We start from the raw sequence: 25,609 nt of genomic DNA, 5'->3' as shown, positions 1-25,609 counted from the left end.
CGCGCCGGCCCGCCGTCGATTCCCGGGACCGGCGACAAAAAAGCGGAGGGACGGCGTCGGCCGGGAGAGCGTGTCTCCCGGCCGACGGCCCGTCACTTCTCGCGCGCGCCCTCGTACATCTCCTCGATGAGGTGCTTGTACTCGCGCTCCACCACCGGGCGCTTGAGCTTCAGGCTCGGGGTGATCTCGCCGTGCTCCACGTCGAGGTCGCGCGGCAGCAGGCGGAACTTCTTGATGGTCTGCCAGCGCTGCAGGCCCTCGTTGAGCTGCTTGACGTAGCCGTCGACCATCTCGACGGTGACGGGCGCCGCGACGATCTCCGCGTACGGCTTGCCCTCCAGGCCGTTCTCGGCGGCCCAGGCGGTGATGGCGGCCTCGTCGAGCGCGATGAGGGCGGTGCAGTAGTTGCGGTCGGCGCCGTGCACCAGGATGTTGGAGACGTACGGGCAGACCGCCTTGAACTGGCCCTCGACCTCGGCCGGCGCGATGTACTTGCCGCCGGAGGTCTTGATCAGGTCCTTCTTGCGGTCGGTGATGCGCAGGTAGCCGTCGGCGGACAGCTCGCCGATGTCGCCGGTGTGGAACCAGCCGTCCTCCTCCAGTACCTCGGCGGTCTTGTCGGGGAGGTTGTGGTAGCCCTCCATGATGCCGGGGCCGCGCAGCAGGATCTCGCCGTCCTCGGCGATGCGGACCTCGGTGCCGGGCAGCGGCTTGCCGACGGTGCCGGTGCGGTAGGCCTCGCCCGGGTTCACGAAGGAGGCCGCGGAGGACTCGGTGAGGCCGTAGCCCTCCAGGATGTGGATGCCGGCGCCGGAGAAGAAGTAGCCGATCTCGGGCGCGAGGGCGGCCGAGCCGGAGACGCAGGCGCGCAGCCGGCCGCCGAAGGCCTCGCGGATCTTGGCGTAGACGAGCTTGTCGGCGAGGGCGTGCTTGGTGCGCAGTCCTGCCGGGGCGGTCGCGGTGCCGGTGCGGCGGAAGTTGTCCTGGGTGACCTTGGCGTACTCGCGGGCGACGCCCGCGGCCCACTGGAAGATCTTGTACTTGGCGCCCCCGCCGGCCTTCGCCTTGGCGGCGACGCCGTTGTAGACCTTCTCGAAGATGCGAGGAACGGCGGCCATGTAGGTCGGCTGGACCACCGGCAGATTCTCGATGATCTTGTCGACGCGGCCGTCGACCGCGGTGACGTGGCCGACCTCGATCTGGCCGGAGGTGAGCACCTTGCCGAAGACGTGCGCCAGCGGCAGCCACAGGTACTGCACGTCGTCGGAGTGGACCAGGCCGGTCGCGGCGATCGCCTTGGCCATGTACGACCAGTTGTCGTGCGGCAGGCGCACGCCCTTGGGACGGCCGGTGGTGCCGGAGGTGTAGATGAGGGTGGCGAGCTGGTCCTTGGTGAGGGCCGCGACCCGCTCCTTGATCAGCTCCGGCTCCTTCTGGAGGCGGGCGGCGCCACGCTTCTCCAGCTGGGCCAGGGTGATCACGAAGTCGTCGGCGGTGACGCCCTCGTCGTCGATCACCACCACGCGGGTCAGCTCGGGCAGCTCGTCGCGCTTGGCGACGGCCTTGGCCGCCTGCTCGGCGTTCTCCGCGATCAGTACCCGGCTCTGCGAGTCGGAGAGGATGTACGCGGACTCCTCGGCGTTGGTCTGCGGGTAGATCGTGGTGGTGGCGGCGCCGGCGCAGAGGATGCCGAGGTCGGTGAGGATCCACTCGACCCGGGTGGCGGAGGCCAGGGCGACCCGCTCCTCCGGCTGCACGCCCAGTTCGATCAGGCCGGCCGCGATGGCGTGGACCCGCTCGGCGGCCCCGGCCCAGGTCAGCGACTTCCAGTCGTCCGGGCCCTCGCCGGAGGCCGGTGGGACCGGGTAGCGGTAGGCCTCGGCGTCCGGTGTGGCCGCCACACGCTCCAGGAAGAGGGTCGCCACGCTCGGCGGACGGTTCTCGATCAGTGTCTGTGTGTCGCTCACGACATCCTCCGGGGCCCGCGACGGTGCGGCTGGCTCAGTGCGGCTGGGGTTTCCTCGCGTCGTTGTTTAACTCGCGAGTAACTATCGAGCACGGACAGAGTAAAGGTCGACCGGCCACTGCGTAAGGGGCCACGGCCTGTAACTTCACACGAACGGGCACCCGTGGAACGCGCGAGGTCCGCCGCACGCACGTGCGACGGACCCCGATTCGCCCGGTTCGCGGAGTGACCCCCGGTAACCTTCGGCTACTTCTTGGCCTTGCCGGATCCCGCGTTCTCGTCGCTGGAGAGGACGGCGATGAAGGCCTCCTGAGGGACCTCCACGGAACCCACCATCTTCATCCGCTTCTTGCCTTCCTTCTGCTTCTCCAGCAGCTTCCGCTTACGGGAGATGTCACCGCCGTAGCACTTGGCGAGGACGTCCTTGCGGATGGCGCGGATGGTCTCGCGGGCGATGACACGGGACCCGATGGCCGCCTGCACGGGCACCTCGAACGCCTGCCGCGGGATCAGCTCCTTCAGCTTGGCGACGAGCCGCACGCCGTACGCGTACGCCTGGTCCTTGTGGGTGATCGCGGAGAACGCGTCCACCTTGTCGCCGTGCAGCAGGATGTCCACCTTGACCAGGCTGGACGTCTGCTCACCGGTGGGCTCGTAGTCGAGGGAGGCGTAGCCGCGGGTCTTGGACTTCAGCTGGTCGAAGAAGTCGAAGACGATCTCGGCGAGCGGCAGGGTGTAGCGGATCTCCACCCGGTCCTCGGAGAGGTAGTCCATGCCGAGCATGACGCCGCGCCGGTTCTGGCACAGCTCCATGATCGAGCCGATGAACTCGCTGGGCGCGAGGATCGTGGCCCGCACGACCGGCTCGTAGACCTCGTGGATCTTCCCCTCGGGGAACTCGCTCGGGTTGGTGACGGTGTGCTCGCTGCCGTCCTCCATGACCACGCGGTAGACCACGTTGGGCGCGGTGGCGATCAGGTCGAGCCCGAACTCGCGCTCCAGCCGCTCACGGATCACGTCCAGGTGGAGCAGGCCGAGGAAGCCGACGCGGAAGCCGAAGCCGAGGGCGGCGGAGGTCTCCGGCTCGTACACCAGGGCGGCGTCGTTGAGCTGGAGCTTGTCGAGGGCCTCGCGCAGCTCCGGGTAGTCCGAGCCGTCCAGCGGGTACAGCCCGGAGAACACCATCGGCTTGGGGTCCTTGTAGCCGCCGAGGGCCTCCGTGGCGCCCTTGGACTGGCTGGTGACGGTGTCGCCGACCTTCGACTGGCGGACGTCCTTCACCCCGGTGATCAGATAGCCCACCTCGCCGACGCCGAGACCGTCCGCGGCCAGCATCTCCGGCGAGTTGGTGCCGATCTCCAGCAGCTCGTGGGTGGCGCCGGTGGACATCATCCTGATGCGCTCGCGCTTGTTGAGCTGCCCGTCGATCACCCGGACGTAGGTGACGACACCGCGGTAGGAGTCGTAGACCGAGTCGAAGATCATCGCGCGGGCGGGGGCGTCCGCGACGCCGACCGGGGCCGGGATGTCGGCGACCACGCGGTCCAGCAGCGCCTCGACGCCGAGACCGGTCTTGGCGGACACCTTCAGCACGTCGTCGGGCTCGCAGCCGACCAGGTTCGCCAGCTCCTCGGCGAACTTCTCCGGCTGCGCGGCCGGCAGGTCGATCTTGTTCAGCACCGGGATGATCGTCAGGTCGTTCTCCATCGCCAGGTACAGGTTGGCGAGGGTCTGCGCCTCGATGCCCTGGGCGGCGTCGACCAGGAGGATGGTCCCCTCGCACGCGGCGAGCGACCGGGAGACCTCGTACGTGAAGTCGACGTGCCCCGGGGTGTCGATCATGTTGAGGATGTGCGTCTTGCTCTTGTCGTGGGTCGGGGCCCACGGCAGACGCACCGCCTGGGACTTGATCGTGATGCCGCGCTCGCGCTCGATGTCCATGCGGTCGAGGTACTGAGCGCGCATCTGCCGCTGCTCGACCACACCGGTCAGCTGGAGCATCCGGTCGGCGAGCGTGGACTTGCCGTGGTCGATGTGCGCGATGATGCAGAAATTGCGGATCAGCGCCGGGTCGGTACGGCTCGGCTCGGGCACATGGCTAGGGATCGCGGGCACGCAGGGTCCTGATTCTTGAGGCGTCCGCATACGTGTGCTTGTCCGTCTGCGGTCTCGGGTCGGATCGATACGTAGCTTCCATGGTCCCACGGGTGGCGACCGGGGACGGGTTTGGGCCACGGAATGGGCCGCTGGTAGTGTGGGGGGCTGTGTCTCATGCCCTCTCAGCGCGAGGCACACCCCAAGAAATCACCCGGTGCGAAGCCGTGCGTCTGCGTACGGCCCGTGCCAGAACCTGTAGAGGCTCATTCGTGGCGAACATCAAGTCCCAGATCAAGCGGAACAAGACCAACGAGAAGGCCCGGCTGCGCAACAAGGCCGTCAAGTCCTCTCTGAAGACCGCGATCCGCAAGGCCCGCGAGGCCGCCGCCGCGGGTGACGCCGAGAAGGCCACCGAGTACCAGCGCGCCGCTGCGCGCCAGCTCGACAAGGCCGTCTCGAAGGGCGTCATCCACAAGAACCAGGCCGCCAACAAGAAGTCGGCGCTGGCTCGCAAGGTCGCGGCCGTCAAGGGCTGAACACCCTGATCTGACCGTCGGCGGGACCCGGGCGGGCCCTCTCTCATCCGCCCCCGGCCGACACCCCCGAGCTCGTACGCGGCCTGCGTTCGCCACGCGGGTACGGGCTCGACAGCTTCATCCGAAGGCCCCGTCCCCCGCCCTTCCCCAGGGTGGGAGGCGGGGCCTTCATGTACCCGGGCGCTACGACCAGAAGTCGTTCACCACGTCGAGGTCCGCGACGCATTCGTCAAGGTCGGTGATCTTGTCCCCGACGATCCGGAAGACGATGCCTCCGTCCTCGTCCACGTGCCGGCCCCGCCGGTCCGCTGTGAAGTGGTGCAGTGTCACGGCATGCCCCCTGCCGTCGACGAGGACCTGCCGCAACTCGACCCTGAACGTCCCTTCGGTCTCCTCACCGAGCCGCCGGTACATGTCGAGGATCGCGTCATGTCCCTTGAAGTCGCCCGACAGGATCCCGGTCCCGGGCACATGGTGCGTCGCGTCGGCCGCCATGAGGCCGCGCAGGGCGTCCATGTCCCCGCGCGTGAAGGCGTCGTACCCCTTGCGGACAAGTTGCGCGTTCGGATGTTCAGCCATGTCGCTCGCCACCTCTCGTACTTGGCGGCCTGAGCTGATACCTCCGATTGTCCTCTCCGTGCGGCGCGGTGCCACTCGATCCCCGACAGTGGACGACCGACGTCCGGCGGGGGGGGGGCGGGTGGCGGGTGGTTACGCCCGGCGTCCGGAGCGGGCCGCGCGGGCGATGGTGACGACCGCCTTCTCCAGGGCGTACTCCGGGTCGTCCCCGCCGCCCTTCACGCCCGCGTCGGCCTCGGCGACCGCGCGCAGCGCCACGGACACCCCGTCCGGGGTCCAGCCGCGCATCTGCTGACGCACGCGGTCGATCTTCCAGGGGGGCATGCCCAGCTCGCGTGCCAGATCGGCGGGCCTGCCGCCGCGCGCCGAGGACAGCTTGCCGATGGCCCGCACCCCCTGCGCCAGCGCACTGGTGATCAGCACCGGGGCCACACCCGTCGACAGCGACCAGCGCAGCGCCTCCAGGGCCTCCGCCGTACGTCCCTCGACCGCCCGGTCGGCGACCGTGAAGCTCGACGCCTCGGCCCGCCCGGTGTAGTAACGGCCGACGACCGCCTCGTCGATGGTGCCCTCGACGTCCGCGACCAGCTGGGTCACCGCGGAGGCCAGCTCGCGCAGGTCGCTGCCGATGGCGTCGACGAGCGCCTGGCACGCCTCGGGAGTCGCCGAACGCCCCGCCGTCCGGAACTCGCTGCGCACGAACGCCAGCCGGTCCGCCGGCTTGGTCATCTTCGGGCAGGCCACCTCCCGCGCGCCCGCCTTGCGCGCCGCGTCCAGCAGGCCCTTGCCCTTCGCGCCGCCCGCGTGCAGCAGCACGAGGGTGATCTCCTCGGCGGGCGAGGACAGGTACGCCTTGACGTCCTTGACCGTGTCGGCCGACAGGTCCTGCGCGTCCCGTACGACGACGACCTTGCGCTCGGCGAACAGCGAGGGGCTGACCAGCTCGGCGAGGGTGCCCGGCTGGAGCTGGTCCGGGGTCAGGTCGCGTACGTCCGTGTCGGCGTCGGCGGCCTTGGCGGCGGCCACCACCTCCCGCACGGCGCGGTCGAGCAGCAGCTCCTCCTGGCCCACGGCGAGCGTCACGGGGGCGAGGGGGTCGTCGGATGCGTTCTTCCTGGCCATCGCCGACAAGCATCCCACGGGCCACCGACAGCCCCGCCCGCCCGGGCGTTCAGCCAGGAGCCACGGCCTACGGCTCCTCGCGCCAGCCGTCCCACCCGGCGAGGAACTCGTTCAGCTCGTCCGCGTCCAGCCGGCCCGCCTCGTCCCGCAGGACGACGAGCCACTGCGCGTCCTCCGCGTCGTCCTCCCCGGCGAGCGCGTCCCGCACGAGCCGCGGCTCCTCGTCCACGCCGAAGCGCTCCGCCAGCGCCTCGGCCACCTCCTCGGCCGCGTCCCGGTCGGGCAGCACCAGCACATGTCGCACATCACTCACACGGCTCATTGTCCGGTACGGGCCCGGCCGTCCGTCCCGCCGCCCCGCACCGTGCGTCGGTCGTCGCGGGGGCGATCCCGTCGGTCATGTCCTCAATGTCGCGCCACCTCCACCTCCACCTCCCCGTCACCGCTCCTGCCGGGAACGACCGCCAGCGCCCCGTCCCGGTCGGTCCGCAGCACGGCCGCTCCCTGGGCCCGCAGCGCCTCCACCGTCCCCGGGGCCGGGTGGCCGTAGGAGTTGTCCTCGCCGGTGCTGATCAGTGCCAGGCGGGGTGCGGCGAGGCTCACCAGGCCGGGGTCCTGGTAGGCCGAACCATGGTGGGCGACCTTGAGGACGTCGACGCCGGCCAGGTGCCGCGCCGCGGGTGAGCGGGCCAGGGCGCGCTGGGCCGGGGGTTCCAGGTCGCCGAGGAGGAGCAGGCGCAGGCCGCCGGTGCGGACCAGCATGGCCACGCTGGCGTCGTTCGGCCCCTCGGCCACCGGGTGGTCTCCGGGCGGCGGCCACACCACCTCCCAGGACAGGTCACCGGTGCGGCGCCGCTCCCCCGCGACGATCCGCGTCACGGGGAGGCCCGCGGCGGCCGCGGCACCCCGGACGGCCGCCGCCTGGTCGGCCGGCTCCTCCAGAGCCGTGGTCCCGATGCCGCCCACCTCGCGCCCGCGCAGCACCCCGGTCAGCCCGGCCACATGGTCGGCGTGGAAGTGGGTCAGCACGACGAGCGGGACGCGGGTCACTCCGAGGGAGCGCAGGCAGCGGTCGACCGACTCCGGGTCGGGTCCGGCGTCCACGACCACCCCGGAGCCCTCCCCCGCCGCCAGCACCAGCGCGTCGCCCTGCCCGACGTCGCACATCACCATCCGCCAGTCCGGCGGCGGCCACCCGGTGATCGTGCGCACCAGCGGCCGGGGCTGCACCACCACCAGGACCAGCAGCAGCGCGCACGCGGCGCACCACCAGGGGTGCCGCAGCAGCCGGCGCCCCACGAGCAGCACGGCCACGGTGACCGCGCCGAGCGCCGCCGCTCCGGCCCAGCTGCCCGGCCAGTCCACACCGGCGCCCGGCATCGCCGCCCCGGTCCGGGCGACCCGAGCGATCCACCCGGCGGGCCAGCCCGCGCACCACGCCACCGCCTCGGCCAACGGCATCGCGACCGGCGCGGCGGCCAGGGCCAGGAAGCCGAGCACGGTGGCCGGAGCGAGCGCCGCCTCGGCGAGCAGGTTGCAGGGGATCGCCACCAGGCTCACCCGGGCCGACAGCACGGCGACCACGGGGGCGCACAGCGCCTGCGCGGCACCGGCGGCGGCCAGCGCCTCCGCGATCCGGGGCGGCATCCCGTGGCGGCGCAGCGCCTCGCTCCAGCGCGGGGCGAGGGTCAGCAGCGCACCGGTCGCCAGCACGGAGAGCAGGAAGCCGTAGCTGCGGGCCAGCCACGGGTCGTACAGCACAAGGAGCAGGACGGCCGTCGCCAGGGCCGGGACGAGGGATCTGCGACGGCCGGTGGCGAGCGCGAGCAGCGCCACGGAACCGCAGGCGGCGGCGCGCAGAACACTGGGGTCCGGCCGGCACACGACGACGAAGGCCAGGGAAAGCACCGCGCCCAGTACCGCCGTGGTCCGCAGCGAGATGCCGAGGCGGGGTGCGAGTCCGCGCCGCTCGGCCCGTTGCGCCAGCCCCGGCGGGCCTAAGAGCAGGGCGAGCAGGATGGTGAAGTTGGCCCCGGACACGGCGAGGGTGTGGGTGAGGTCGGTCTCCCGGAACGCCTGGTCAAGCTCCGGCGTCACCCGCGCGGTGTCCCCGACGACCAGTCCCGGGAGCAGCGCCCGCGGGTCCTGCGGCAGATCCTCGGTCGCCTCGCGCAGTCCGGCACGCAGCCGGCCCGCGAGCCGCTGCGGGGCGGAGGGTCCGCCCACGGCGTGGGGGCCGTCGCGGCCGTCCACCCGCAGCACCGCCGCGAACCGGTCGCCGCCCTCCCGCGCCGGCGCGAGCCTTGCCTCGACCCTCAGCCGGGTGGAGGGCAGCAGGGCCGGCCAGGGCGAGCCCTGCTGCTCGGCGGTGGCGGTCCGCTTCCGGTCGCCGGTGTCGACGATCAGCAGGACCGGGGCCCGCGTCGCACGTGCCGTCGTACCGGCCCGCTCCACGCGCCGCACCTCGGCCTCGATCAGCACGGACACCGGGGCCGTGTGAGGGCCGCTGACCCGGGGCCGGGTGAGCCGTGGATCCGCGGTGACCTCCACCTCCGCGACCACCCGGGCGTACTCCCGGGCCAGCTCCGGGACCGGACCGCGCCGGACGTCCGCGCCATGCAGGCCCGCCGAGCCGGCGGCTGCCGCGACGCACAGCGCGGTGGCGGCGACGGCATGCGCGGTGACGCGTGCCCCTTCCGCCGGACGCCGACGTGCCGGGAGCAGGCGGCTGCCCGCCGCGAGCAGAACGACGGCGACCAGGACCGATGCGGCCACGGTGGTCACGGCCCAGCCCGGCGGGGCGTGCAGCGTCACCGCCGCCGTGGCCCAGGCGGCGAGGGCGGGCGGGACCAGCCGGAGGTCGGTCGGTCCCTCCTCCCGGGGACGAAAGGCGCCCTGCCGTTCGGCGTCGGCGTCGGCGTCGGGAGCGACGCGGGCGCGGGCGCGGGTGCTCATGGCCGTACGAGGTCGCGCAGGTCGGCGAAGCGGCGGTCGCCGATGCCGTTGACCTCCCGCAGCTCGTCCACCGAACGGAAGCCGCCGTTGCGGGTGCGGTAGTCGACGATGTGCTGGGCGAGCACGGGGCCCACCCCGGGGAGGGTGTCGAGCTGGTCGACGGTGGCGGTGTTGAGGGAGACGGGTGCCGCGGGACCGGCCGCCGCTCCCGTGCCCGCCGGGGCCGCGGGGGCCGCCGCTCCGGCCGGCGCCGACCCGCCCACCACCAACTGCTCGCCGTCGACGAGGAACCGGGCGCGGTTGAGGCCGCCCGTCCTCGTGCCGGGCCGCACCCCGCCGGCCGCCTTCAGCGCGTCCTCGACCCGTGAGCCGGCGGGCAGCCGGTGGACGCCCGGGTTCCGCACCTTGCCGCTGACGTCGACCACGATCTCGGGAGCCGCCGTTCCGCCCGCCTGCCCGAAGGAACCGGGAGCGCCCGAGGGACCTCCTCCGGCGTCCACGCCCTCCCCCTGCGCGGCCGGTGCCGCCCTCACCACCTCCGGCGCCCGTACCGGCTGGGTGCGCCCGGTCCAGAAGTGCTGCACGGCGAACACCAGGGCGAGCGCGAGCAGCGCGGAGAGCGCCACGACACTGCGCCGCTCCAGCCCGCACCGGGCCTGCACCCACAGGGGCAGCCGCTCCCGCAGCGCGGGGCCGAGAAGCCGCCCGGACGCGGGCGCCGGCGGCGGCTCCGGCTCGGGCACGCCGTCAGGTGTCTCCCGGTCCACCGGGTCCGGGGGGCCGGCCGCGTCCCGGCCAGGGCGCGCGGCGGGCAGGCGCACCGGGTAGGTGGCAGGCTCCTGCCCCTCCGGCCCGGCGCCGAGGAACCGCCCCGGACGGGCCGCCGCATCCACATCCCCGCCCGACCCGACGACCGCCGAAGGCGACCCCGCGCGCTCCGGCAGCCGCCTCAACTCCAGCGTCCGCTCCACCTCCGAGGCCCGTCGCCGCCCGGCAGCCGTCCGAGGCCTCGTCAGCAGTGCGTGCCCGGCCACCCCCTGACGGTCCACCACCACGGCCCTGCGACGCGGCCGCGAGGGCGGCACCCCGCCCTTCACTCCCGCTAACGCGTCTCCCGTCTCCGGCCCCGGCCGTGCCCAGCTGGGCGCCCTCCTCGCCCTCCGCACCGGACGCCCGCCACGCACCACGGGCTCACCGCCGAACAGCGTCTCGGCGCGACGCCGGAGCTCCTCCTCCGGATTCTGAAGGTCACCGTCCCGGGCCCACGCGCGCGCCCTGCTCGGGCGGCCCCGGCGATGACGGTGACGGTTGTGGGACGTGCGGCCGTCGGACAGGGGGCCGCGCCCCGGACCACTCGTCGGAACAGCGGTACGTGTGTGTGATCGATGTGCCATGCGACGAGGGTCGGGCACCACCGCGACCCCGCGATGATCATGGGCAGAATGCGTGGACAGGCACCCGGTTGTGGACAACGCCGTCACCCGTTCGAGGGGGAAAACCCCACTCCGGGGCACTCCGCACTTCGGGGCATTCCCCACATCTCAGGGAACGGCCCGCTCCGAACCTCACCGCGCCGAGACCACGACCCCCAGCAGCCCCGGCCCCGTGTGCGCCCCGATCACCGCGCCCACCTCGCTGACATGCAGCTCGGACAGTCCCGGCAACCGGGTGCGGAGCCGGTCGGCCAGGGCGGAGGCGCGTTCCGGCGCGGCGAGATGGTGGACGGCGACGTCCACCTCCGCGCCTCCCGCACGGTCCGCCGCGATCTCCTCCAGGCGGGCGATCGCCTTCGACGCCGTCCGCACCTTCTCCAGCGGTTCGATACGGCCGCCGGCCAGCTGCAGCAGCGGCTTCACGGCGAGGGCGGAGCCCAACAGCGCCTGCGCCGCGCCGATCCGGCCGCCCCGGCGCAGATAGTCGAGCGTGTCGACGTAGAAGTAGGCCGAGGTGTCCGCCGCCCGCTTCTCCGCCGCGGTGACCGCCTCGTCCACGGTGCCGCCCGCCTCCGCCGTCTCCGCGGCAGCCAGCGCGCAGAATCCCAGGGCCATCGCGATCATGCCGGTGTCGACCACGCGGACCGGCACCGGCGCCTCGCGGGCCGCGAGGACCGCCGCGTCGTAGGTGCCGGACAGCTCGGCGGAGAGATGGAGGGAGACGATGCCGGCCGCACCGGACTCGGCGACCCTGCGGTAGGTGTCCGCGAAGAGCGCGGGGCTCGGGCGGGACGTCGTGACGGGACGCCGCTTCTGCAAAGCCTGGGCGAGGGAGCGGGTGGAGATCTCGGTGCCCTCCTCGAGGGCGCGGTCCCCCAGCACCACGGTCAGGGGTACCGCCGTGATGCCGTGCCGCTCCATCGTCCGGGCCGGAAGGTAGGCCGTTGAATCGGTGACGATCGCGACATGGCGGGACATGAGCTGGAGGTTACCTGCCGTGGTGGCCCTGCGGCAGCCCGGGCCCGCAGGGGCGTCGTGCGCCGCGGGGTGGCCGGTGCCGCTCGGGCGGTGGTCACGTGGTGGATTCGGGGCGCGGCTTCTTCTGCCAGGGGTAGGTGGGGCGCGGGGCGGCCGGGGCGATGGCGGGCCGCTCCTGGTCGTCGCCCTGCTGCGGGTCGGCCTCCTGGCGGGCGGTGTCCGGCCAGGTCTGGCCGGGTCCGGCGGCGTCGGCGGCCGGGGCCTCGGGCCAGCGTGGCGGCGCGGGCGTGGACGGCTGGTCCGTGGTGGTCCAGTGCCGCAGGGCGCCGGCCTCCATGTCGATCTGCGCGCTCAGCGAGTCGAGGTCGTCGTCCGCGAAGCGGCGGGCGCGGTCGCGGGTGGCCCAGCGCAGGGAGTCGGCGGAGCTGGTGATGCGCTCGGTGCGCTCGCGCAGGTCGGGCAGGCGCGCGGACAGCGTGGCGCGGTCCGGCTCGCCCTCCAGGCGGCGCAGTTCGGCGTCCAGTTCGTGGCCGTGCGCACTGAGGCGCTGGAAGAGGGAGAGGGATTCCTTCACCGAGGCGTCCTCGGCGGCGACCGCCTCCAGGGCGTCCTGCGTGGCCCGCATCGAGGTGCGCAGCTTCAGCCGGAGCTGGGCGATCTCGCCGGCCGGGCCGGGCTGCGCGAACGCCTTAGCGCGCAGGGTGTGGTCCTCGACCGTGCGGCGGGCCTGGTGGATGTGGCGGTCCGCGCTGCGCTTGGCGGCGCCGACGACCTTCACCGTGGCGTACACGCCCAGGGCCACGAAGAGCACGAAAAGCAGGGCGACCACTGCGAACACCGCTTCCACGAGGCTCCTCCTCCGGGCACGTCCGGCCTGTTCCGGCACATGTGGTGCCGCTCTTCCACGGTAAACGCAACGGGCAGGCCCGGAGTTCCGGCGGAACCCCGAACCTGCCCGCAGACGATCCGGTCGTTACCCGTAAGGGTCCGACCGGTGAGGGTCCGACCGGTGAGGGTCGGACCGGTGAGGGCCTCAGGCCGGAACGATGTTCACCAGCTTCGGCGCCCGCACGATCACCTTCCGGATCCCCGCGCCGTCCAGCGCCGCGACCACCCGCTCGTCGGCCAGCGCGGTCTTCTCCAGCTCGTCCTCGGAGATGCCCGGGGACACCTCCAGCCGGGCCTTCACCTTGCCCTTGATCTGGACGACGCAGGTGACGGTCTCGTCGACCACGTACGCCGGGTCGGCCACCGGGAAGTCCCGGTGCACCACGGAGTCGGTGTGGCCCAGCTTGCGCCACAGCTCCTCGGCGATGTGCGGGGCCAGCGGCGCGATCAGCAGCACCAGCGACTCCGCGACCGGGCGCGGCAGCGGGCCGCCCCGCTTGGTCAGGTGGTTGTTCAGCTCGGTGACCTTGGCGATGGCGGTGTTGAACCGCATGCCCTCCAGGTCGCCGCGGACGCCGTCGATCGCCTTGTGCAGGGCGCGCAGGGTGTCCTCGTCGACGTCGTCGGTGTCGACGACGGTCACCTCGCCGCTCGCCTCGTCGACGATGTTGCGCCACAGCCGCTGCAGCAGGCGGAACTGGCCGACGACCGCGCGGGTGTCCCAGGGGCGGGACACGTCCAGCGGGCCCATGGCCATCTCGTACAGGCGCAGCGTGTCGGCGCCGTACTCGGCGCAGATCTCGTCCGGGGTGACCGCGTTCTTCAGGGACTTGCCCATCTTGCCCAGCAGGCGGGTGACGCGCTCGCCCTGGTACCAGTAGCCGCCGTCGCGCTCCTCCACCTCGGCGGCCGGCACGGCGATGCCCCGGCTGTCGCGGTAGACGTAGGCCTGGATCATGCCCTGGTTGAACAGCTTGTGGAACGGCTCGGCCGAGGACACGTGGCCCAGGTCGTACAGCACCTTGGACCAGAAGCGGGCGTACAGCAGGTGCAGCACGGCGTGCTCGGCGCCGCCGACGTACAGGTCGACGCCGCCGTGCGGCATGCCCTCGCGCGGACCCATCCAGTACTGCTCGATCTCCGGGTCGACCAGCTTCTCGGAGTTGTGCGGGTCCAGGTAGCGCAGCTCGTACCAGCAGGAACCGGCCCAGTTGGGCATGGTGTTGGTCTCGCGGCGGTACTTCTTCGGCCCGTCGCCCAGGTCCAGGGTGACGTTCACCCAGTCCTCGTTGCGGGACAGCGGCGTCTCGGGCTGGGTGTCGGCGTCGTCCGGGTCGAAGGTGCGCGGGCTGTAGTCGTCGACCTCGGGCAGTTCCAGCGGCAGCATCGACTCGGGCAGGGCGTGGGCGACGCCGTCCTCGTCGTAGACGATCGGGAAGGGCTCGCCCCAGTACCGCTGGCGGCTGAACAGCCAGTCGCGCAGGCGGAAGTTGACGGTGCCCTCGCCGTGGCCCTCGCGCTCCAGCCATTCGGTGATGCGGGCCTTGGCCTCGGTGACGTCCAGTCCGTCCAGGGAGACGTGCTCGGCGGAGGAGTTGACGATCCTCGCGTCGTGGGAGACGAAGGCGTCGTCCCACGTGGCGGGGTCGGTGCCGCGGCCGTCGGTCGGCTCCACCACGCACACGACGGGCAGTTCGAAGGCGCGGGCGAACGCGAAGTCGCGCGTGTCGTGACCGGGGACGGCCATGATCGCGCCGGTGCCGTAGCCCATCAGGACGTAGTCCGCGATGAAGACGGGCACCTGCTGCCCGTTGACCGGGTTGGTCGCGTAGGCGCCGGTGAAGACGCCGGTCTTGTCCTTGGCCTCGGCCTGCCGCTCGACGTCGGACTTCGAGGCGGCCTGCGCGCGGTAGGCGGCGACGGCCTCGGCGGGCGTGGCGTGGCCGCCGGTCCACACCTCGTGGGTGCCCTCGGGCCAGGCGTCCGGGGTGAACTTCTCGACCAGCGGGTGCTCGGGCGCCAGCACCATGTAGGTGGCGCCGAACAGGGTGTCGGGGCGGGTCGTGAAGACGGTGATCTTCTCGCCGTCGATCGGGAAGTCGACGCGGGCGCCCTCGGAGCGGCCGATCCAGTTGCGCTGCTGCAGCTTGATCGCCTCGGGCCAGTCCAGGGCGTCCAGGTCGTCCAGCAGCCGGTCGGCGTAGGCCGTGATGCGCATGTTCCACTGGCGCAGCTTGGCCTTGAAGACGGGGAAGTTGCCGCGCTCGGAGCGGCCGTCGGCGGTGACCTCCTCGTTGGCCAGCACGGTGCCCAGGCCAGGGCACCAGTTGACGGGCGCGTCGGAGGCGTAGGCCAGGCGGTACTCGCTCAGCAGGTCGGCGCGCTCGACGGGGCTCAGACCGCTCCAGGAGCGGCCGCCGGGCACGGGCCGCTCACCGGACTCGAACTGCGCGACCAGCTCGGAGATCGGGCGGGCCTTCTTCGCGTCCTGGTCGTACCAGGAGTTGAAGATCTGCAGGAAGATCCACTGGGTCCACTTGTAGTAGTCCGGGTCGATCGTGGCGAACGACCTGCGCTTGTCGTGGCCCAGTCCCAGCCGGCGCAGCTGGACCTGCATGTTCTTGATGTTGGCCTCGGTGGACACGCGCGGATGCGTGCCGGTCTGCACCGCGTACTGCTCGGCGGGCAGGCCGAAGGCGTCGAAGCCCAGGGTGTGCAGGACGTTGTGCCCGGTCATGCGCTGGAAACGGGCGTAGACGTCGGTGGCGATGTAGCCCAGGGGGTGTCCGACGTGCAGACCCGCACCCGAGGGGTACGGGAACATGTCCATGATGAACTTCTTGGGCCGCGCGACCAGCTCCGCATCGCCCGCCAGGTCACCCTTGGGGTTGGGCGCCGCGTACGTGCCCTCGGCGTCCCAGAAGTCCTGCCAGCGTGCCTCGATCTCGGCGGCCAGGGCGGCCGTGTAGCGGTGCGGCGCGGCCTCCGCGGCTGCGGGGTTCGTCTCGCTCATGATCCTCAAAGCTCCATCGATCGTCTCTGCCTGCTGCTGCGACTTCCTGGAAATGAAAAAACCCCTCGCACAGGAGGGGACGCCGCGCCGATTCCGACCTGCCGGAACATCGGCGGTCGGGACTGATCAGCGCGGCTCGCTAAGCAGGAGGCGTACGGCACGCATGCGGTCAGGGTACCGCAGGGACGGATCTGGCCGCGACGCCCTTCCACGACACACTGAACGAAGGTCAAGAGTTACTTCGCGTAACAACCCCTAAGCGGACAACACAACGGCCACATTGTCTTTTGATAACAGCGCAATAACTCAAACCTGGTACTGACGGGTACGGCGAGGCTTAGAGTTCGGCAGCGGGACCGCTTTACCGAACCGTTCGGAGTTGCCCCCATGAACCCTCGTCCACTCGGCAGCCCACCCCCCGCTCGGGGCAGGTCGGCTGCGACTCCGTCGTACCCGCTGTGCGTCCGGACGTCCGGAGGTGCGTCGTGAGGCCGGACGACAGCACGGCGGACGACTGGTTCGTCGACTTCCTCAACTTCGGCGTCGGCGTCCTGTCGCTCGTGTGCCTCAGCTGCTCCGTGATCTGGGGACTCGTGGCGCAGGACCGGATCCTGCTCGGCCCGCGGCAGCGGATCATCGCGCAGGCGGTGCACCGCACCACGGCGGTCGGGGCCGTCGTCTTCCTGCTGATCCACATCGTGGTCAAGCTGGCGCTGGACCACACCTCGTGGATCGCGGCCGTGATCCCCTTCGGGCTCGTCCTCACCGACGACGAGGCCGTCATGGGGCGGAGCTTCCTGATCGGCCTCGGCACCCTGGCCGGCATGCTGATGATCTTCGTGGCGATCACGGGCATCCTGCGCAACCGCTTCGCCTCCCCTGCGGAGGTCGCCGCCCGCTGGCGCGCGGTGCACATGCTGGCCTACCCGGCCTGGTGCGCGGCGCTGGTGCACGGCCTCTACGCGGGTCGAGCGGCCAAGCCGATCTTCATGATCCTGTACGGCCTGTCGCTGTTCGGCGTGTTCGCGGCCCTGGTGCTGCGGGCCTCGCCGCGCCCGGTCAAGCGCAAGGTGGCCGACCGGATCACCTCGATGCTGGGCCTCACCGAGCAGCCCGGCAGCCGGCTGGACGAGGCCAGAGCGCGCAACGCCGAGTCCGTCCTGCCCGGTTACGGCAGCGCCCGGGACGACAGCCGGTCGCGCCCGGGGCGCCCGTCGTTCGCCGCCCCCGAGCCCGCGCCGGCCCCGGAACCGGCGAACGGGTTCGCGGCCGCCTACCGCGCGGTGTCCCCCCGGCAGTCCGCCGCGCGGAACCCGCTCACGGACGCCACCGCCCGCATGGAGATGCCGGACCTCCAGGCCACGGAGGCGATACCCCGCGTGGACTCGCCCTCCAGCACCTCGGGCAGCTGGCCGATCCCGTCCCCGCCGCCGGTCGGCGAGGCCCCTCCGTCGGCCTACGACCCCCTCAACGACACCGGATACAACATCCCGACCTACAACAATTCGGTCGCCTCCGGTTACGGGTCGAGTGATGTGTACGACACCGCTGAGACAAACACCCTCTACGGCACGTACAACCCGGGTGACACGTACAACAGCGGTCCCGCCAATGCACCAACCCCCGGTGTGCCCTCGTCGTCCTACGACTTCGACGCACCGGGGTCGGGCGAACCTTGGAACACGCCTTCCGGAGGCTTTAAGTGAACGAGGCCCTGCCCGACGTCCCCGAAGTCCGCGTCGTAGGGCTTCCCCAGCTCACGTCGGGTTTCGACCTTGTCGACAGGCTCGATCTTCAGATGCACCTCAAGGTGCACGGCCCGCTCGAGCCCCTGGGCGGTGAGCAGCTCGCGCAGCTCGCCGAACGCATCAACCTCAGGGGCCGCGGCGGCGCGGGCTTCCCCTTCCACAAGAAGCTGCGCGCGGTCGCCGAATCGGCGATCAAGCGCGGCGTCCGGCCGGTCGTCGTCGTCAACGGCAGCGAGGACGAACCGGCCTGCCGCAAGGACACGGTGCTCATCAACCGGGCGCCGCACCTCATCCTGGACGGCGCGCTGCTGTGCGCCGAGGCCATGGGTGCCCGCACGCTCGTGGTGGGGGTGACCCGTGAATCCACGCAGCGCTCGATGGAACAGGCGCTCGCCGAGCGCGGCCTGAGCAACGGCCGCCGCTCGGCGCTGCGCGCCCGTGTGCAGCGCAACCCGGTGCGCATGGTGACGGGGGCCGCCGCCTCCCTGATCCGCTCCATCGACGGCGGCCCGGCCATCCCGCCGGGGCGCAAGACCAGCGCCTCCAGGAGCGGTGTGGGCGGCGCGCCCACACTGCTGTCCAACGCCGAGACGTTCGCCCAGCTCGCCATCGCCGCCCGCATCGGCCCGGAGCGCTACGGCAACACCGGCCTGTACGACGAGCCGGGCACCGTGATGCTCACGGTGTCCGGGGCGGTGGCCCGCCCGATGGTGGTCGAGGTGCCCACCGGCGTGCCGCTGCGCTACGTGCTCCAGCTGGCCGGCGCCCCGCCGGTCCCGCAGGGGGTGCTGACGGGCGGCTACCACGGCAAGTGGATCGACGCGGCGACCGTGAACGAGGCGATCATCTCCCGCAACTCGCTGGACGCGGTGGGCGGTTCGCTGGGCGCGGGCGCGATCCTGCCGATCAGTCAGGACACCTGCCCGCTGGGCGAGTCGCTGATGGTGGCCAAGTGGCTGGCGCAGGAGAGCGCCAACCAGTGCGGCCCCTGCTACCTGGGGCTCCCGGCCGCCGCGCGCGGGCTGGAGGACATCCTGGGCGGCGGCGGCGCGGCCGCGCTCGAGGCGGTGCGGCAGGTCGCGAAGAACGTGAAGCGGCGCGGGGCATGTTCGCACCCGGACGGCTCGGCGATGTTCCTGGAGTCGACGCTGAAGGCGTTCACCGAGGACATCGCGCTGCACGCCCTCGGCAACGGCTGCGGGCGACCCGTGGCCGGCGTGCTGCCGCTGTTCGAGGGCGGCGCGGCCCCGACGGGCATCCCGGGCGGCGAGGACGAGGACAGGAACGGCCCGAGCCGTCAGAAGATCTTCGTCGACTGGACGCTGTGCCGGGGCCACGGGCTGTGCGCGGACCTCCTTCCGGAGGTCTTCCAGCTCGGTGCGGACGGCTTCCCGACGGTGGCTCAGGCGCAGGTGCCGCGGTACGCGGAGGCGAAGGCGCTGCGCGCGGTGCGCCGCTGCCCGGCGCTGGCCCTGCGCATCGAGGAATCGGCGCCCCAGGCGAAGGCGCCGTCCCGGAACCTTCCGGTGCTCTCCCAGGGCCGCGGCAGGCGCGCTCTGGGGCGCTGACGCGCCGACGGGGACAACACGCAGCCGGCCCTCTCCGGCGGTCTCAGGCCGCCCGGAGAGGGCCGTTCGCGTTCTCGGTGTGACACACGGCGCACAACGACCGAGGGCGGACCATCCGTTCGGATGGTCCGCCCTCGACTTCTGTGGAGCTAAGGAGAATTGAACTCCTGACCTCCTGCATGCCATGCAGGCGCTCTACCAACTGAGCTATAGCCCCTTGCGGTGTTCCCCCGGGTTTCCCCGGCGGCGACGCCAACTTTACACGGTCCCCCCGGCCCAACACCAAATCGGTTTCGCTTCGCCCGGTTCCGCCCGGAACGCCCGCACCCGGAGGGGCGCTCCCCTCCCTCCGGCGCTCACGCCGTCACGAACGAGTAGAAGCGTTTGAGGGTGCAGTGCTCCTCCAGCAGCCGGCCGTAGATCGGCTCCCCCTCGAGTTCCCGGTACGTCTCGATGGGGTCGCCTTTTATGATCAGCGCCCGCGCGCACTCCTCGCACCAGTACTGGTAGTCGGGGTTGATCGGCTCCATGTCACGGACGATGGGCGTGCCGCTGCCGCACCAGTCGCACTTCCGCCTGTGTGCACCCATCGGTCAGCTCCAGCTGTGGCCGCAGGCCGTGCACACGTAGGAGATCCCGCCGTTGTCGCCGAGCACCTGGGCGACGTGTGCGGAACCGCAGGAAGGGCAGCTGAGACGCGTAGAGGTCCGTCGGGTCGACACCGCTCCGAGAAGGTGGTCGACCTCCTCGAGGATGCTCGCAGGCATCACAACTCCCTCCCGTCGGGCCGCGCCCCCTTCCGGTCGTTTGATTCTGCCACGACCGGGCCAATACGGTCAGCGACGCCGTGGTACCGGTAGGGACACGGCTGTACGCCTCGTAGAGGTATACGTCGGAGAACGCCGCCGCGCTCACCTGCGGACGACAAAAGATCCCGTCTCCGCTGAGGGAGACGGGATCTTCACCATGTGGAGCTAAGGAGAATTGAACTCCTGACCTCCTGCATGCCATGCAGGCGCTCTACCAACTGAGCTATAGCCCCTGGCCGCCACATGAAGTGACTTCCTGGTTTCGCCCCGCTCGGCGGGGCGAACAAGAAGAACTTTAGCCTGCGACCTGCCAGAAAGTGAAATCCGGGTCCGGAACGCCGCGGGGCGGGTCGTACGCCCGCCGCCGGAGGCCCCGGCGGCGGGCACGGCCGTCCTCAGTCGTCGTCGCCGAGCACCGGCTCCGGCAGGGTGCCGGCGTTGTGCTCCATCAGCCGCCAGCCCCGGGCGCCCTCGCCGAGGACGGACCAGCAGCAGTTGCTGAGGCCGCCCAGGCTCTCCCAGCTGCGCGGGTCGAGGTCGAGCAGCCGGCCGATGGTGGTGCGGATGGTCCCGCCGTGGCTGACGACCACGAGCGTGCCGTCCTCCGGGAGTTTCTCGGCGTGCCGCAGCACCACGGGGGCGGCGCGGTCGGCGACCTCGGTCTCCAGTTCGCCGCCGCCTCGGCGGACGGGCTCGCCGCGTTTCCACGCGGCGTACTCCTCGCCGTACCGGGCGATGATCTCGTCGTGCGTCAGGCCCTGCCAGACGCCCGCGTAGGTCTCCCGCAGGGCCTCGTCGTGGACGACGTGCAGGCCGGTGAGCGCGGCCAGCTCGGCGGCGGTGGCCGCGGCCCGCCTGAGGTCGGAGGCGACGATCGCGTCGGGCTTCAGACCCGCGAGCAGTCGGGCGGCCCGGCGGGCCTGGGCGACGCCGGTCTCGGTCAGCTCGACGTCCGTGGAGCCCTGGAAGCGGCGCTCCACGTTCCAGGAGGTCTGGCCGTGCCGCCACAGGATGACGCGGCGGCCCCGGCGCGCGGAGCCGCTCACCTCACCGGTGGCACTCACCGCCACTCACCTCCCGGCCCGGTCGCCTCCTCGGCCTCCTGGAGCTTGGCGTGCTCGGCGGCCTTGCCCCGGGTGGCCTTGGCGTCCTCCGGGAGGTCCAGCTCGGGGCAGTCCTTCCAGAGCCGCTCCAGGGCGTAGAAGACCCGCTCCTCGCTGTGCTGGACGTGGACGACGATGTCGACGTAGTCGAGCAGCACCCAGCGGGCCTCGCGGTCGCCCTCGCGGCGGACCGGCTTGGCGCCGAGCTCCTTGCTGAGCCGCTCCTCGATCTCGTCGACGATCGACTTGACCTGGCGGTCGTTCGGCGCGGAGGCCAGCAGGAATGCGTCGGTGATGGACAGCACGTCACTGACGTCGTAGGCGACGATGTCGTGCGCGAGCTTGTCGGCGGCCGCCTGGGCGGCGGTGGTGACGAGCTCGATGGAACGGTCGGTTGCGGTCACTGCGTGGCTTTCGGTCGACGGTCGGTTGACCTCCAGGGTCTCATGGACCGCCGGACGCACCCCACGTCATTACGCGGGGTGCGTCGTCCGTCGCCTCTCGTCGCCGCTTCTCACTCCGAGCCGGGGTCGTAGTCCTGGCCGAGGACGACCGCCACGCGCGCGTTGCCGGAGATCTTGCCCTTGGTGACGGCGTCGGCGGGCAGCCCCAGGGTCTTGGCGACCTCGGCGGCGTTCTCCTTCTCCGCGGGGTCGGCGTAGACGACCTCGGAGGCGGACTCGGCGGAGCCGGCGGTGCCGCCCTCCAGGAAGGTGAAGCCGCCGTTGAGCAGCACCACGCGGGCCTTCTCGGTGTTGTCCTTGTCGCCGGTGGCGTTGCGCACGGAGACGGTGACGGCGGCGTCCCGGTCGGGGCTCTTGGCGGTGCCGCCGAGGATGTCCTTGACGACGCTGTCGCTCGCCTCGTCGGTGAGCGTGCCGTCCTCCTCGACGGGCAGCAGCGCGGTGCGGTGGTCGCCGCCCTTGGCCCGGTCGGAGAGTCCGGCGAGGAAGGTGCCGAGGTCGGCGTCGGTGAGCGGCGGCTCGATGATCTGGCCGAGGGTCTGGACGGTGGTCGTGGCGGCGTCGGGGTCGGAGGTCATCTTGCGCAGCACCCCGTGCAGCACCTGCCCGAAGCGTTCCAGCTGGGCGTCCTGGGTCTCGCCGGGGCCTCGGTGGGTGGCGTAGGCGACGGCCATCTTGCCGCTGAGGGTCTGGCCCTCGCCCTTCCTGACCAGCGGCGCCTCGCCCTTCTTCTTGGCGTCCGGGTCGGGCACGTCGGTGTCGGTGTCGACCTCGATGTTGCCGACCAGGTCGACGAGCGTGAGCAGGAAGGGCGTGTCCAGCCGCCAGGTGCCCTCGATGTCGGTGCCGAGGACGGTGTCGAGGGCGGTCCTGGTGCCCTCGGAGCCGTCGTCCTCGACGGACTTGGCGAGTGTGGTGGTGGTGCCGTCCTCGGCGGTCAGGGCGAGGGAGTTGGGCAGCAGCACGGTGGTGCCCTGCTTGGTGGTGGCGTTGTCGACGAGCAGCGCGGTGGAGGTGCCGCCGTTCTCGGTGTCGTGCAGATGGACGACGAGGACGTCCCGCTTCTGCGCGCCCGCGGCGGTGGTGGTGCCGGTGCCCTTGTCGGAGGCGGAGAGTCCGGGCAGCTTCCCGGCGTACCAGAGGTAGCCGACGCCGCCGGCGACGACCAACGCGAACACCACGGTCAGGGCGATGATCCGGCTGCGGGCGCGGCGGCGGGCCTCCTCGCGGCGCTCGGTGCGGTTCTCGGTGAACTTGAGCCAGTCGATGACGTCCTCGGAGTCGTCGTCGGGCTCCTCGACGAAGGCGAACTGCTCGGTGCGGTACTCGGGGGCGGAGCCGGCGCCGTCGTCCCTCCCGTCGTCGGCCGGGCGGGCCTGCTGCGGGACGTGCGCGGTGCGCTCGGGGGCGTGGCCGGGCTGCTCCGGTATGTACGCGGTCTGCTCGGTCGTCCGGGGCTGCTGTCCGGTGCCGTCGGGGTGCGCGCCCTGCGCGCCGCCCTGCCCGTACGGGTCGTAGGCGGGCTGCTGGTGGCCGCCCGTGGCGTACGGGTCGTAGCCGTAGCCGCCGCCGTTCCCGTACGGGTCGTACCCGGGCTGCTGCTGCCCGCCGGTCGCGTACGGGTCGTAGTCGTAGCCCTGCTGACCCTGGTGGCCCTGCTGGGTCTGCCCGCCCTGCTGCCCGTAGGGGTCGTACTGCTGCTGTGTCCGCCGGCCGTCGGCCTGCCGGTAGACCGGCCGGCCGTACTCGTCGTAGCCGACGAGCTCGTACGGGCCCCCGTCCCCGTACCCCGCGTCGTATCCGTCGTTCACCGGTGCCCCTCTCGGCTCACTCGCCGCGATACAGCTGGCGCTTGGCGATGTAGCGCACGACACCGTCCGGCACCAGGTACCAGACGGGGTCTCCCTTGGCGACTCTCGCACGGCAGTCCGTGGAGGAGATGGCGAGGGCCGGGACCTCCACGAGCGAGACTCCGCCCTCGGGCAGGCCGGCGTCGGTCAGATGGTGGCCGGGCCGGGTCACGCCGATGAAGTGTGCCAGGGAGAACAGTTCCTCGCTGTCGCGCCAGGTCAGGATCTGGGCGAGGGCATCGGCGCCGGTGATGAAGAACAGGTCCGTGTCCGGGTTGAGCGCGTCGAGGTCGCGCAGGGTGTCCACGGTGTAGGTGGGTCCGCCGCGGTCGATGTCGATGCGGCTGACCGAGAACTGGGGGTTCTCGGCGGTGGCGATGACCGTCATCAGGTAGCGGTCCTCGGCGGGCGAGACCGCGCGGTGGCTCTTCTGCCACGGCTGGCCGGTGGGGACGAAGACCACCTCGTCGAGGTGGAACTGCGCGGCCACCTCGCTGGCCGCCACCAGGTGCCCGTGGTGGATCGGGTCGAAAGTGCCGCCCATGACGCCCAGACGGCGCTTGCCCCGCGCGACGGGGCCGGTGCCGGGGCCGGTAGGCATGTCCTGCTCTCCCATGCGTGCAGACCCTACCGGCCCGGTCTGGGGGCCCCGTGCGCCAGTGCCCTCGGGGCGGGCTCCCGGCGGCTCAGCGGTCGCGGTTGAAGCGGGTGGTGATCCACAGCAGGAGCAGCAGCGCGAACAGGGCGCCGCCGCCGGTGAGGTAGGGGCTGAGGCTCTCGTGGTTGCCGCCGTGCTCTCCGCCCTCGGCGGCGAGGGTGACCATCTGGGCAGCGGTGCTGGGGAAGCTCATCTTCGGCAGGACCTATCGCGTGTGGGCGGGATAAAGACGTGCGCTCATCGTATGCGGGCGGCTTTCCGGCGATCACGCCGACTCCGCCGTTGCGGGCGTGCGGCGTCGCTTCGGTGCCGTCCCGGCGCGGGGAGGCAACCGTTGCCCGGTGCCCGGTCGTCCTTCCGGTGGGGCCGCACGGAGCGGCCGTCCCCACTGCCCGCGCACGGGAATCCCGCCTAGGCTGGGTCGCCGCGGGGGGAGCGGGGGCCGCACCGGCGACCGCGCAGGTCCATCAGACGCACATGGGGGATACATGTCCGACGGCCACCAGCACAACGGGCACGAGAGGGTGCCCGGCAGGCAGCGCAGGCGTTTCCCCGGGATCTCCTCGCGTGCGTACGAACACCCCGCCGACCGGTCCGCGCTGGTGGCGCTGCGGAAGCTGAGCGGGTTCGACACGGTCTTCAAGGCGCTGAGCGGGCTGCTGCCCGAGCGGAGTCTGCGGCTGCTGTTCCTGTCCGACTCGGTGCGGGTCTCGGACCGGCAGTTCGCGCACCTCAACGACATGCTGCGGGACGCCTGCTACATCCTGGACCTGGAGAAGGTCCCGCCGATGTACGTCAACCAGGACCCGGTCCCCAACGCGATGTGCATCGGTCTCGACGAGCCGATCATCGTGGTGACCACGGGTCTGGTGGAGCTGCTCGACGAGGAGGAGATGCGGGCGGTCGTCGGGCACGAGGTCGGGCACGCGCTGTCCGGCCACTCGGTGTACCGGACGGTCCTGCTGTTCCTGACCTCGCTGGCGGTCCGGGTCGCCTGGATCCCGCTGGGCAACGTGGCGATCATGGCGATCGTGACCGCGCTGCGGGAGTGGTTCCGCAAGTCGGAGCTGTCAGCGGACCGCGCGGGGCTGCTGGTGGGGCAGGACGTCCAGGCGTCGATGCGCGGCCTGATGAAGATCGCGGGCGGCAACCATCTGCACGAGATGAACGTGGACGCGTTCCTGGAGCAGGCCGAGGAGTACGAGTCGGGCGGGGACCTGCGCGATTCCGTGCTGAAGATCCTCAACGTGCTGCCGCGTTCGCACCCGTTCACCACGGTGCGGGCGGCCGAGCTGAAGAAGTGGGCGGCCTCCCGTGACCACCAGCGGATCATGGACGGCCACTACCCGCGCCGCGAGGACGACAAGGGCGCGTCGGTACGGGACTCCTGGCGGGAGTCGGCCGGCGCCTACGCCGAGGAGGTGCGGACCTCCAAGGACCCGCTGATGAAGCTGGTCAGCGACATCGCGGGCGGGGCGGGCGACCTGGGCGACCGGGTCCGCCGCGGCTTCGGCGGCTTCACGGGATCCAAGCCGGGCCCCTCGCGCCCGGACCCCGCCGACGACGCCGACGGGAACCCGCCGCGCGACCAGGCCTGAGCGGGTGACGCGGGACAGGCCGGGCGGCCTGCCTGTGCGCCTGGGGCGCGGCCCTCGGGGCGCGCCCGGGTCTGCCCGCTCCCGCCCGGCGGCTGGTGCGCGCCGCGTGCACGGCGGCCGGGCGGGCGCGCCGAGCGCCTGACGCACCGCGCGCTGCCGACGATCGGCGGGCCGTCACGCCCGGCCGCCGCGCCGTCCGGCGGGCGCGGCGGCGTCCGGCCGCGCACCGCCGCTCACAGCCCGT

Annotated in this window: 21 protein-coding genes and 2 tRNA genes; 4 read left to right on the top strand and 19 right to left on the bottom strand. The window is 72.0% G+C overall.

What is annotated here, in order from left to right:
- Window positions 1-92: 92 nt before the first annotated feature.
- Both ELQ39_RS21570 and lepA read right to left on the bottom strand, forming a co-directional pair.
- Window positions 93-1,967: an AMP-dependent synthetase/ligase gene (locus ELQ39_RS21570; protein ID WP_242593488.1), complete on the bottom strand. Its 1,875-nt coding sequence runs from the start codon at window positions 1,965-1,967 to the stop codon at window positions 93-95.
- A gap of 245 nt (window positions 1,968-2,212) precedes the next feature.
- Complete coding sequence (gene lepA / locus ELQ39_RS21565; protein WP_190000586.1) at window positions 2,213-4,081, bottom strand: translation elongation factor 4; 1,869 nt, start codon at window positions 4,079-4,081, stop codon at window positions 2,213-2,215.
- A gap of 251 nt (window positions 4,082-4,332) precedes the next feature.
- Here lepA and rpsT point away from each other — a divergent pair, with 251 nt between their 5' ends.
- Window positions 4,333-4,599: a 30S ribosomal protein S20 gene (gene rpsT / locus ELQ39_RS21560; RefSeq protein ID WP_006136062.1), complete on the top strand. Its 267-nt coding sequence runs from the start codon at window positions 4,333-4,335 to the stop codon at window positions 4,597-4,599.
- A 183-nt stretch (window positions 4,600-4,782) separates the two neighbouring features.
- Here the strand turns inward: rpsT and ELQ39_RS21555 are convergent, their stop codons facing one another.
- From ELQ39_RS21555 to leuS, 8 genes are all read right to left on the bottom strand, one after another.
- Window positions 4,783-5,178 (bottom strand): nuclear transport factor 2 family protein, encoded by a 396-nt coding sequence (locus tag ELQ39_RS21555; protein ID WP_242593486.1) that lies wholly within the window; start codon window positions 5,176-5,178, stop codon window positions 4,783-4,785.
- Window positions 5,179-5,310: 132 nt separating this feature from the next.
- Complete coding sequence (holA, locus tag ELQ39_RS21550; RefSeq protein ID WP_242593484.1) at window positions 5,311-6,300, bottom strand: DNA polymerase III subunit delta; 990 nt, start codon at window positions 6,298-6,300, stop codon at window positions 5,311-5,313.
- Window positions 6,301-6,367: 67 nt separating this feature from the next.
- The gene (locus tag ELQ39_RS21545; RefSeq protein ID WP_190000589.1) at window positions 6,368-6,613 is read right to left on the bottom strand and encodes a hypothetical protein; all 246 of its coding nucleotides are present in this window, start codon (window positions 6,611-6,613) and stop codon (window positions 6,368-6,370) included.
- 92 nt (window positions 6,614-6,705) lie between these two features.
- A complete protein-coding gene (locus tag ELQ39_RS21540; RefSeq protein WP_242593482.1) occupies window positions 6,706-9,255 on the bottom strand; it encodes a ComEC/Rec2 family competence protein in 2,550 nt (849 codons plus the stop codon).
- The gene (locus ELQ39_RS21535) at window positions 9,252-10,289 is read right to left on the bottom strand and encodes a helix-hairpin-helix domain-containing protein (RefSeq protein ID WP_242593480.1); all 1,038 of its coding nucleotides are present in this window, start codon (window positions 10,287-10,289) and stop codon (window positions 9,252-9,254) included. Before ELQ39_RS21535 ends, ELQ39_RS21540 begins: the two co-directional genes overlap by 4 nt.
- A 531-nt stretch (window positions 10,290-10,820) precedes the next feature.
- On the bottom strand, window positions 10,821-11,666 hold the full coding sequence (locus ELQ39_RS21530) for a DegV family protein (RefSeq protein ID WP_190000591.1): 846 nt from the start codon (window positions 11,664-11,666) through the stop codon (window positions 10,821-10,823).
- Window positions 11,667-11,760: 94 nt separating this feature from the next.
- Complete coding sequence (locus tag ELQ39_RS21525; RefSeq protein WP_225628161.1) at window positions 11,761-12,513, bottom strand: hypothetical protein; 753 nt, start codon at window positions 12,511-12,513, stop codon at window positions 11,761-11,763.
- A 186-nt stretch (window positions 12,514-12,699) separates the two neighbouring features.
- Window positions 12,700-15,567, bottom strand: coding sequence for a leucine--tRNA ligase (leuS, locus tag ELQ39_RS21520; RefSeq protein ID WP_242593478.1), 2,868 nt, complete (start codon window positions 15,565-15,567; stop codon window positions 12,700-12,702).
- 485 nt (window positions 15,568-16,052) lie between these two features.
- On the opposite strand from leuS, the gene ELQ39_RS21515 reads away from it, so the two are divergent.
- Both ELQ39_RS21515 and ELQ39_RS21510 read left to right on the top strand, forming a co-directional pair.
- The gene (locus ELQ39_RS21515) at window positions 16,053-17,273 is read left to right on the top strand and encodes a ferric reductase-like transmembrane domain-containing protein (protein ID WP_242593476.1); all 1,221 of its coding nucleotides are present in this window, start codon (window positions 16,053-16,055) and stop codon (window positions 17,271-17,273) included.
- Complete coding sequence (locus ELQ39_RS21510; RefSeq protein WP_242593474.1) at window positions 17,270-18,883, top strand: ferredoxin; 1,614 nt, start codon at window positions 17,270-17,272, stop codon at window positions 18,881-18,883. Before ELQ39_RS21515 ends, ELQ39_RS21510 begins: the two co-directional genes overlap by 4 nt.
- A 144-nt stretch (window positions 18,884-19,027) precedes the next feature.
- Here ELQ39_RS21510 and ELQ39_RS21505 read toward each other — a convergent pair.
- The 9 genes from ELQ39_RS21505 to ELQ39_RS21465 all read right to left on the bottom strand — a co-directional run bounded on the left by ELQ39_RS21505 (window position 19,028) and on the right by ELQ39_RS21465 (window position 23,960).
- A tRNA-Ala gene (locus ELQ39_RS21505) sits at window positions 19,028-19,100 on the bottom strand.
- A 139-nt stretch (window positions 19,101-19,239) separates the two neighbouring features.
- Window positions 19,240-19,473: a hypothetical protein gene (locus ELQ39_RS21500; RefSeq protein ID WP_006136074.1), complete on the bottom strand. Its 234-nt coding sequence runs from the start codon at window positions 19,471-19,473 to the stop codon at window positions 19,240-19,242.
- Between the two features lie 3 nt (window positions 19,474-19,476).
- A complete protein-coding gene (locus tag ELQ39_RS21495) occupies window positions 19,477-19,650 on the bottom strand; it encodes a hypothetical protein (RefSeq protein WP_006136075.1) in 174 nt (57 codons plus the stop codon).
- A gap of 202 nt (window positions 19,651-19,852) precedes the next feature.
- Window positions 19,853-19,925: transfer RNA gene (locus ELQ39_RS21490), tRNA-Ala, on the bottom strand.
- A gap of 162 nt (window positions 19,926-20,087) precedes the next feature.
- Window positions 20,088-20,762 carry a histidine phosphatase family protein gene (locus ELQ39_RS21485; RefSeq protein ID WP_190000596.1) on the bottom strand — a complete coding sequence of 225 codons (675 nt, stop codon included), beginning with the start codon at window positions 20,760-20,762 and terminating at the stop codon, window positions 20,088-20,090.
- Window positions 20,753-21,199, bottom strand: a complete 447-nt coding sequence (gene rsfS, locus ELQ39_RS21480; protein WP_189906503.1) for a ribosome silencing factor — start codon at window positions 21,197-21,199, stop codon at window positions 20,753-20,755. Before rsfS ends, ELQ39_RS21485 begins: the two co-directional genes overlap by 10 nt.
- Before the next feature lie 110 nt (window positions 21,200-21,309).
- Window positions 21,310-23,070, bottom strand: coding sequence for a LytR C-terminal domain-containing protein (locus tag ELQ39_RS21475; RefSeq protein ID WP_242593471.1), 1,761 nt, complete (start codon window positions 23,068-23,070; stop codon window positions 21,310-21,312).
- Between the two features lie 16 nt (window positions 23,071-23,086).
- The gene (gene nadD, locus ELQ39_RS21470; protein WP_019523116.1) at window positions 23,087-23,725 is read right to left on the bottom strand and encodes a nicotinate-nucleotide adenylyltransferase; all 639 of its coding nucleotides are present in this window, start codon (window positions 23,723-23,725) and stop codon (window positions 23,087-23,089) included.
- Between the two features lie 70 nt (window positions 23,726-23,795).
- On the bottom strand, window positions 23,796-23,960 hold the full coding sequence (locus ELQ39_RS21465) for a hypothetical protein (protein ID WP_167534615.1): 165 nt from the start codon (window positions 23,958-23,960) through the stop codon (window positions 23,796-23,798).
- A gap of 295 nt (window positions 23,961-24,255) precedes the next feature.
- Between ELQ39_RS21465 and ELQ39_RS21460 the strand changes: the two genes are divergently transcribed.
- A complete protein-coding gene (locus ELQ39_RS21460) occupies window positions 24,256-25,365 on the top strand; it encodes a M48 family metallopeptidase (protein ID WP_242593469.1) in 1,110 nt (369 codons plus the stop codon).
- Window positions 25,366-25,609: the final 244 nt, after the last annotated feature.

It is taken from the genome of Streptomyces sp. GB4-14 (assembly GCF_022696125.1).
In the GTDB taxonomy this organism is placed as follows: Bacteria; Actinomycetota; Actinomycetes; order Streptomycetales; family Streptomycetaceae; genus Streptomyces; species Streptomyces werraensis.
This window is presented reverse-complemented; position numbering and strand designations above follow the sequence as displayed.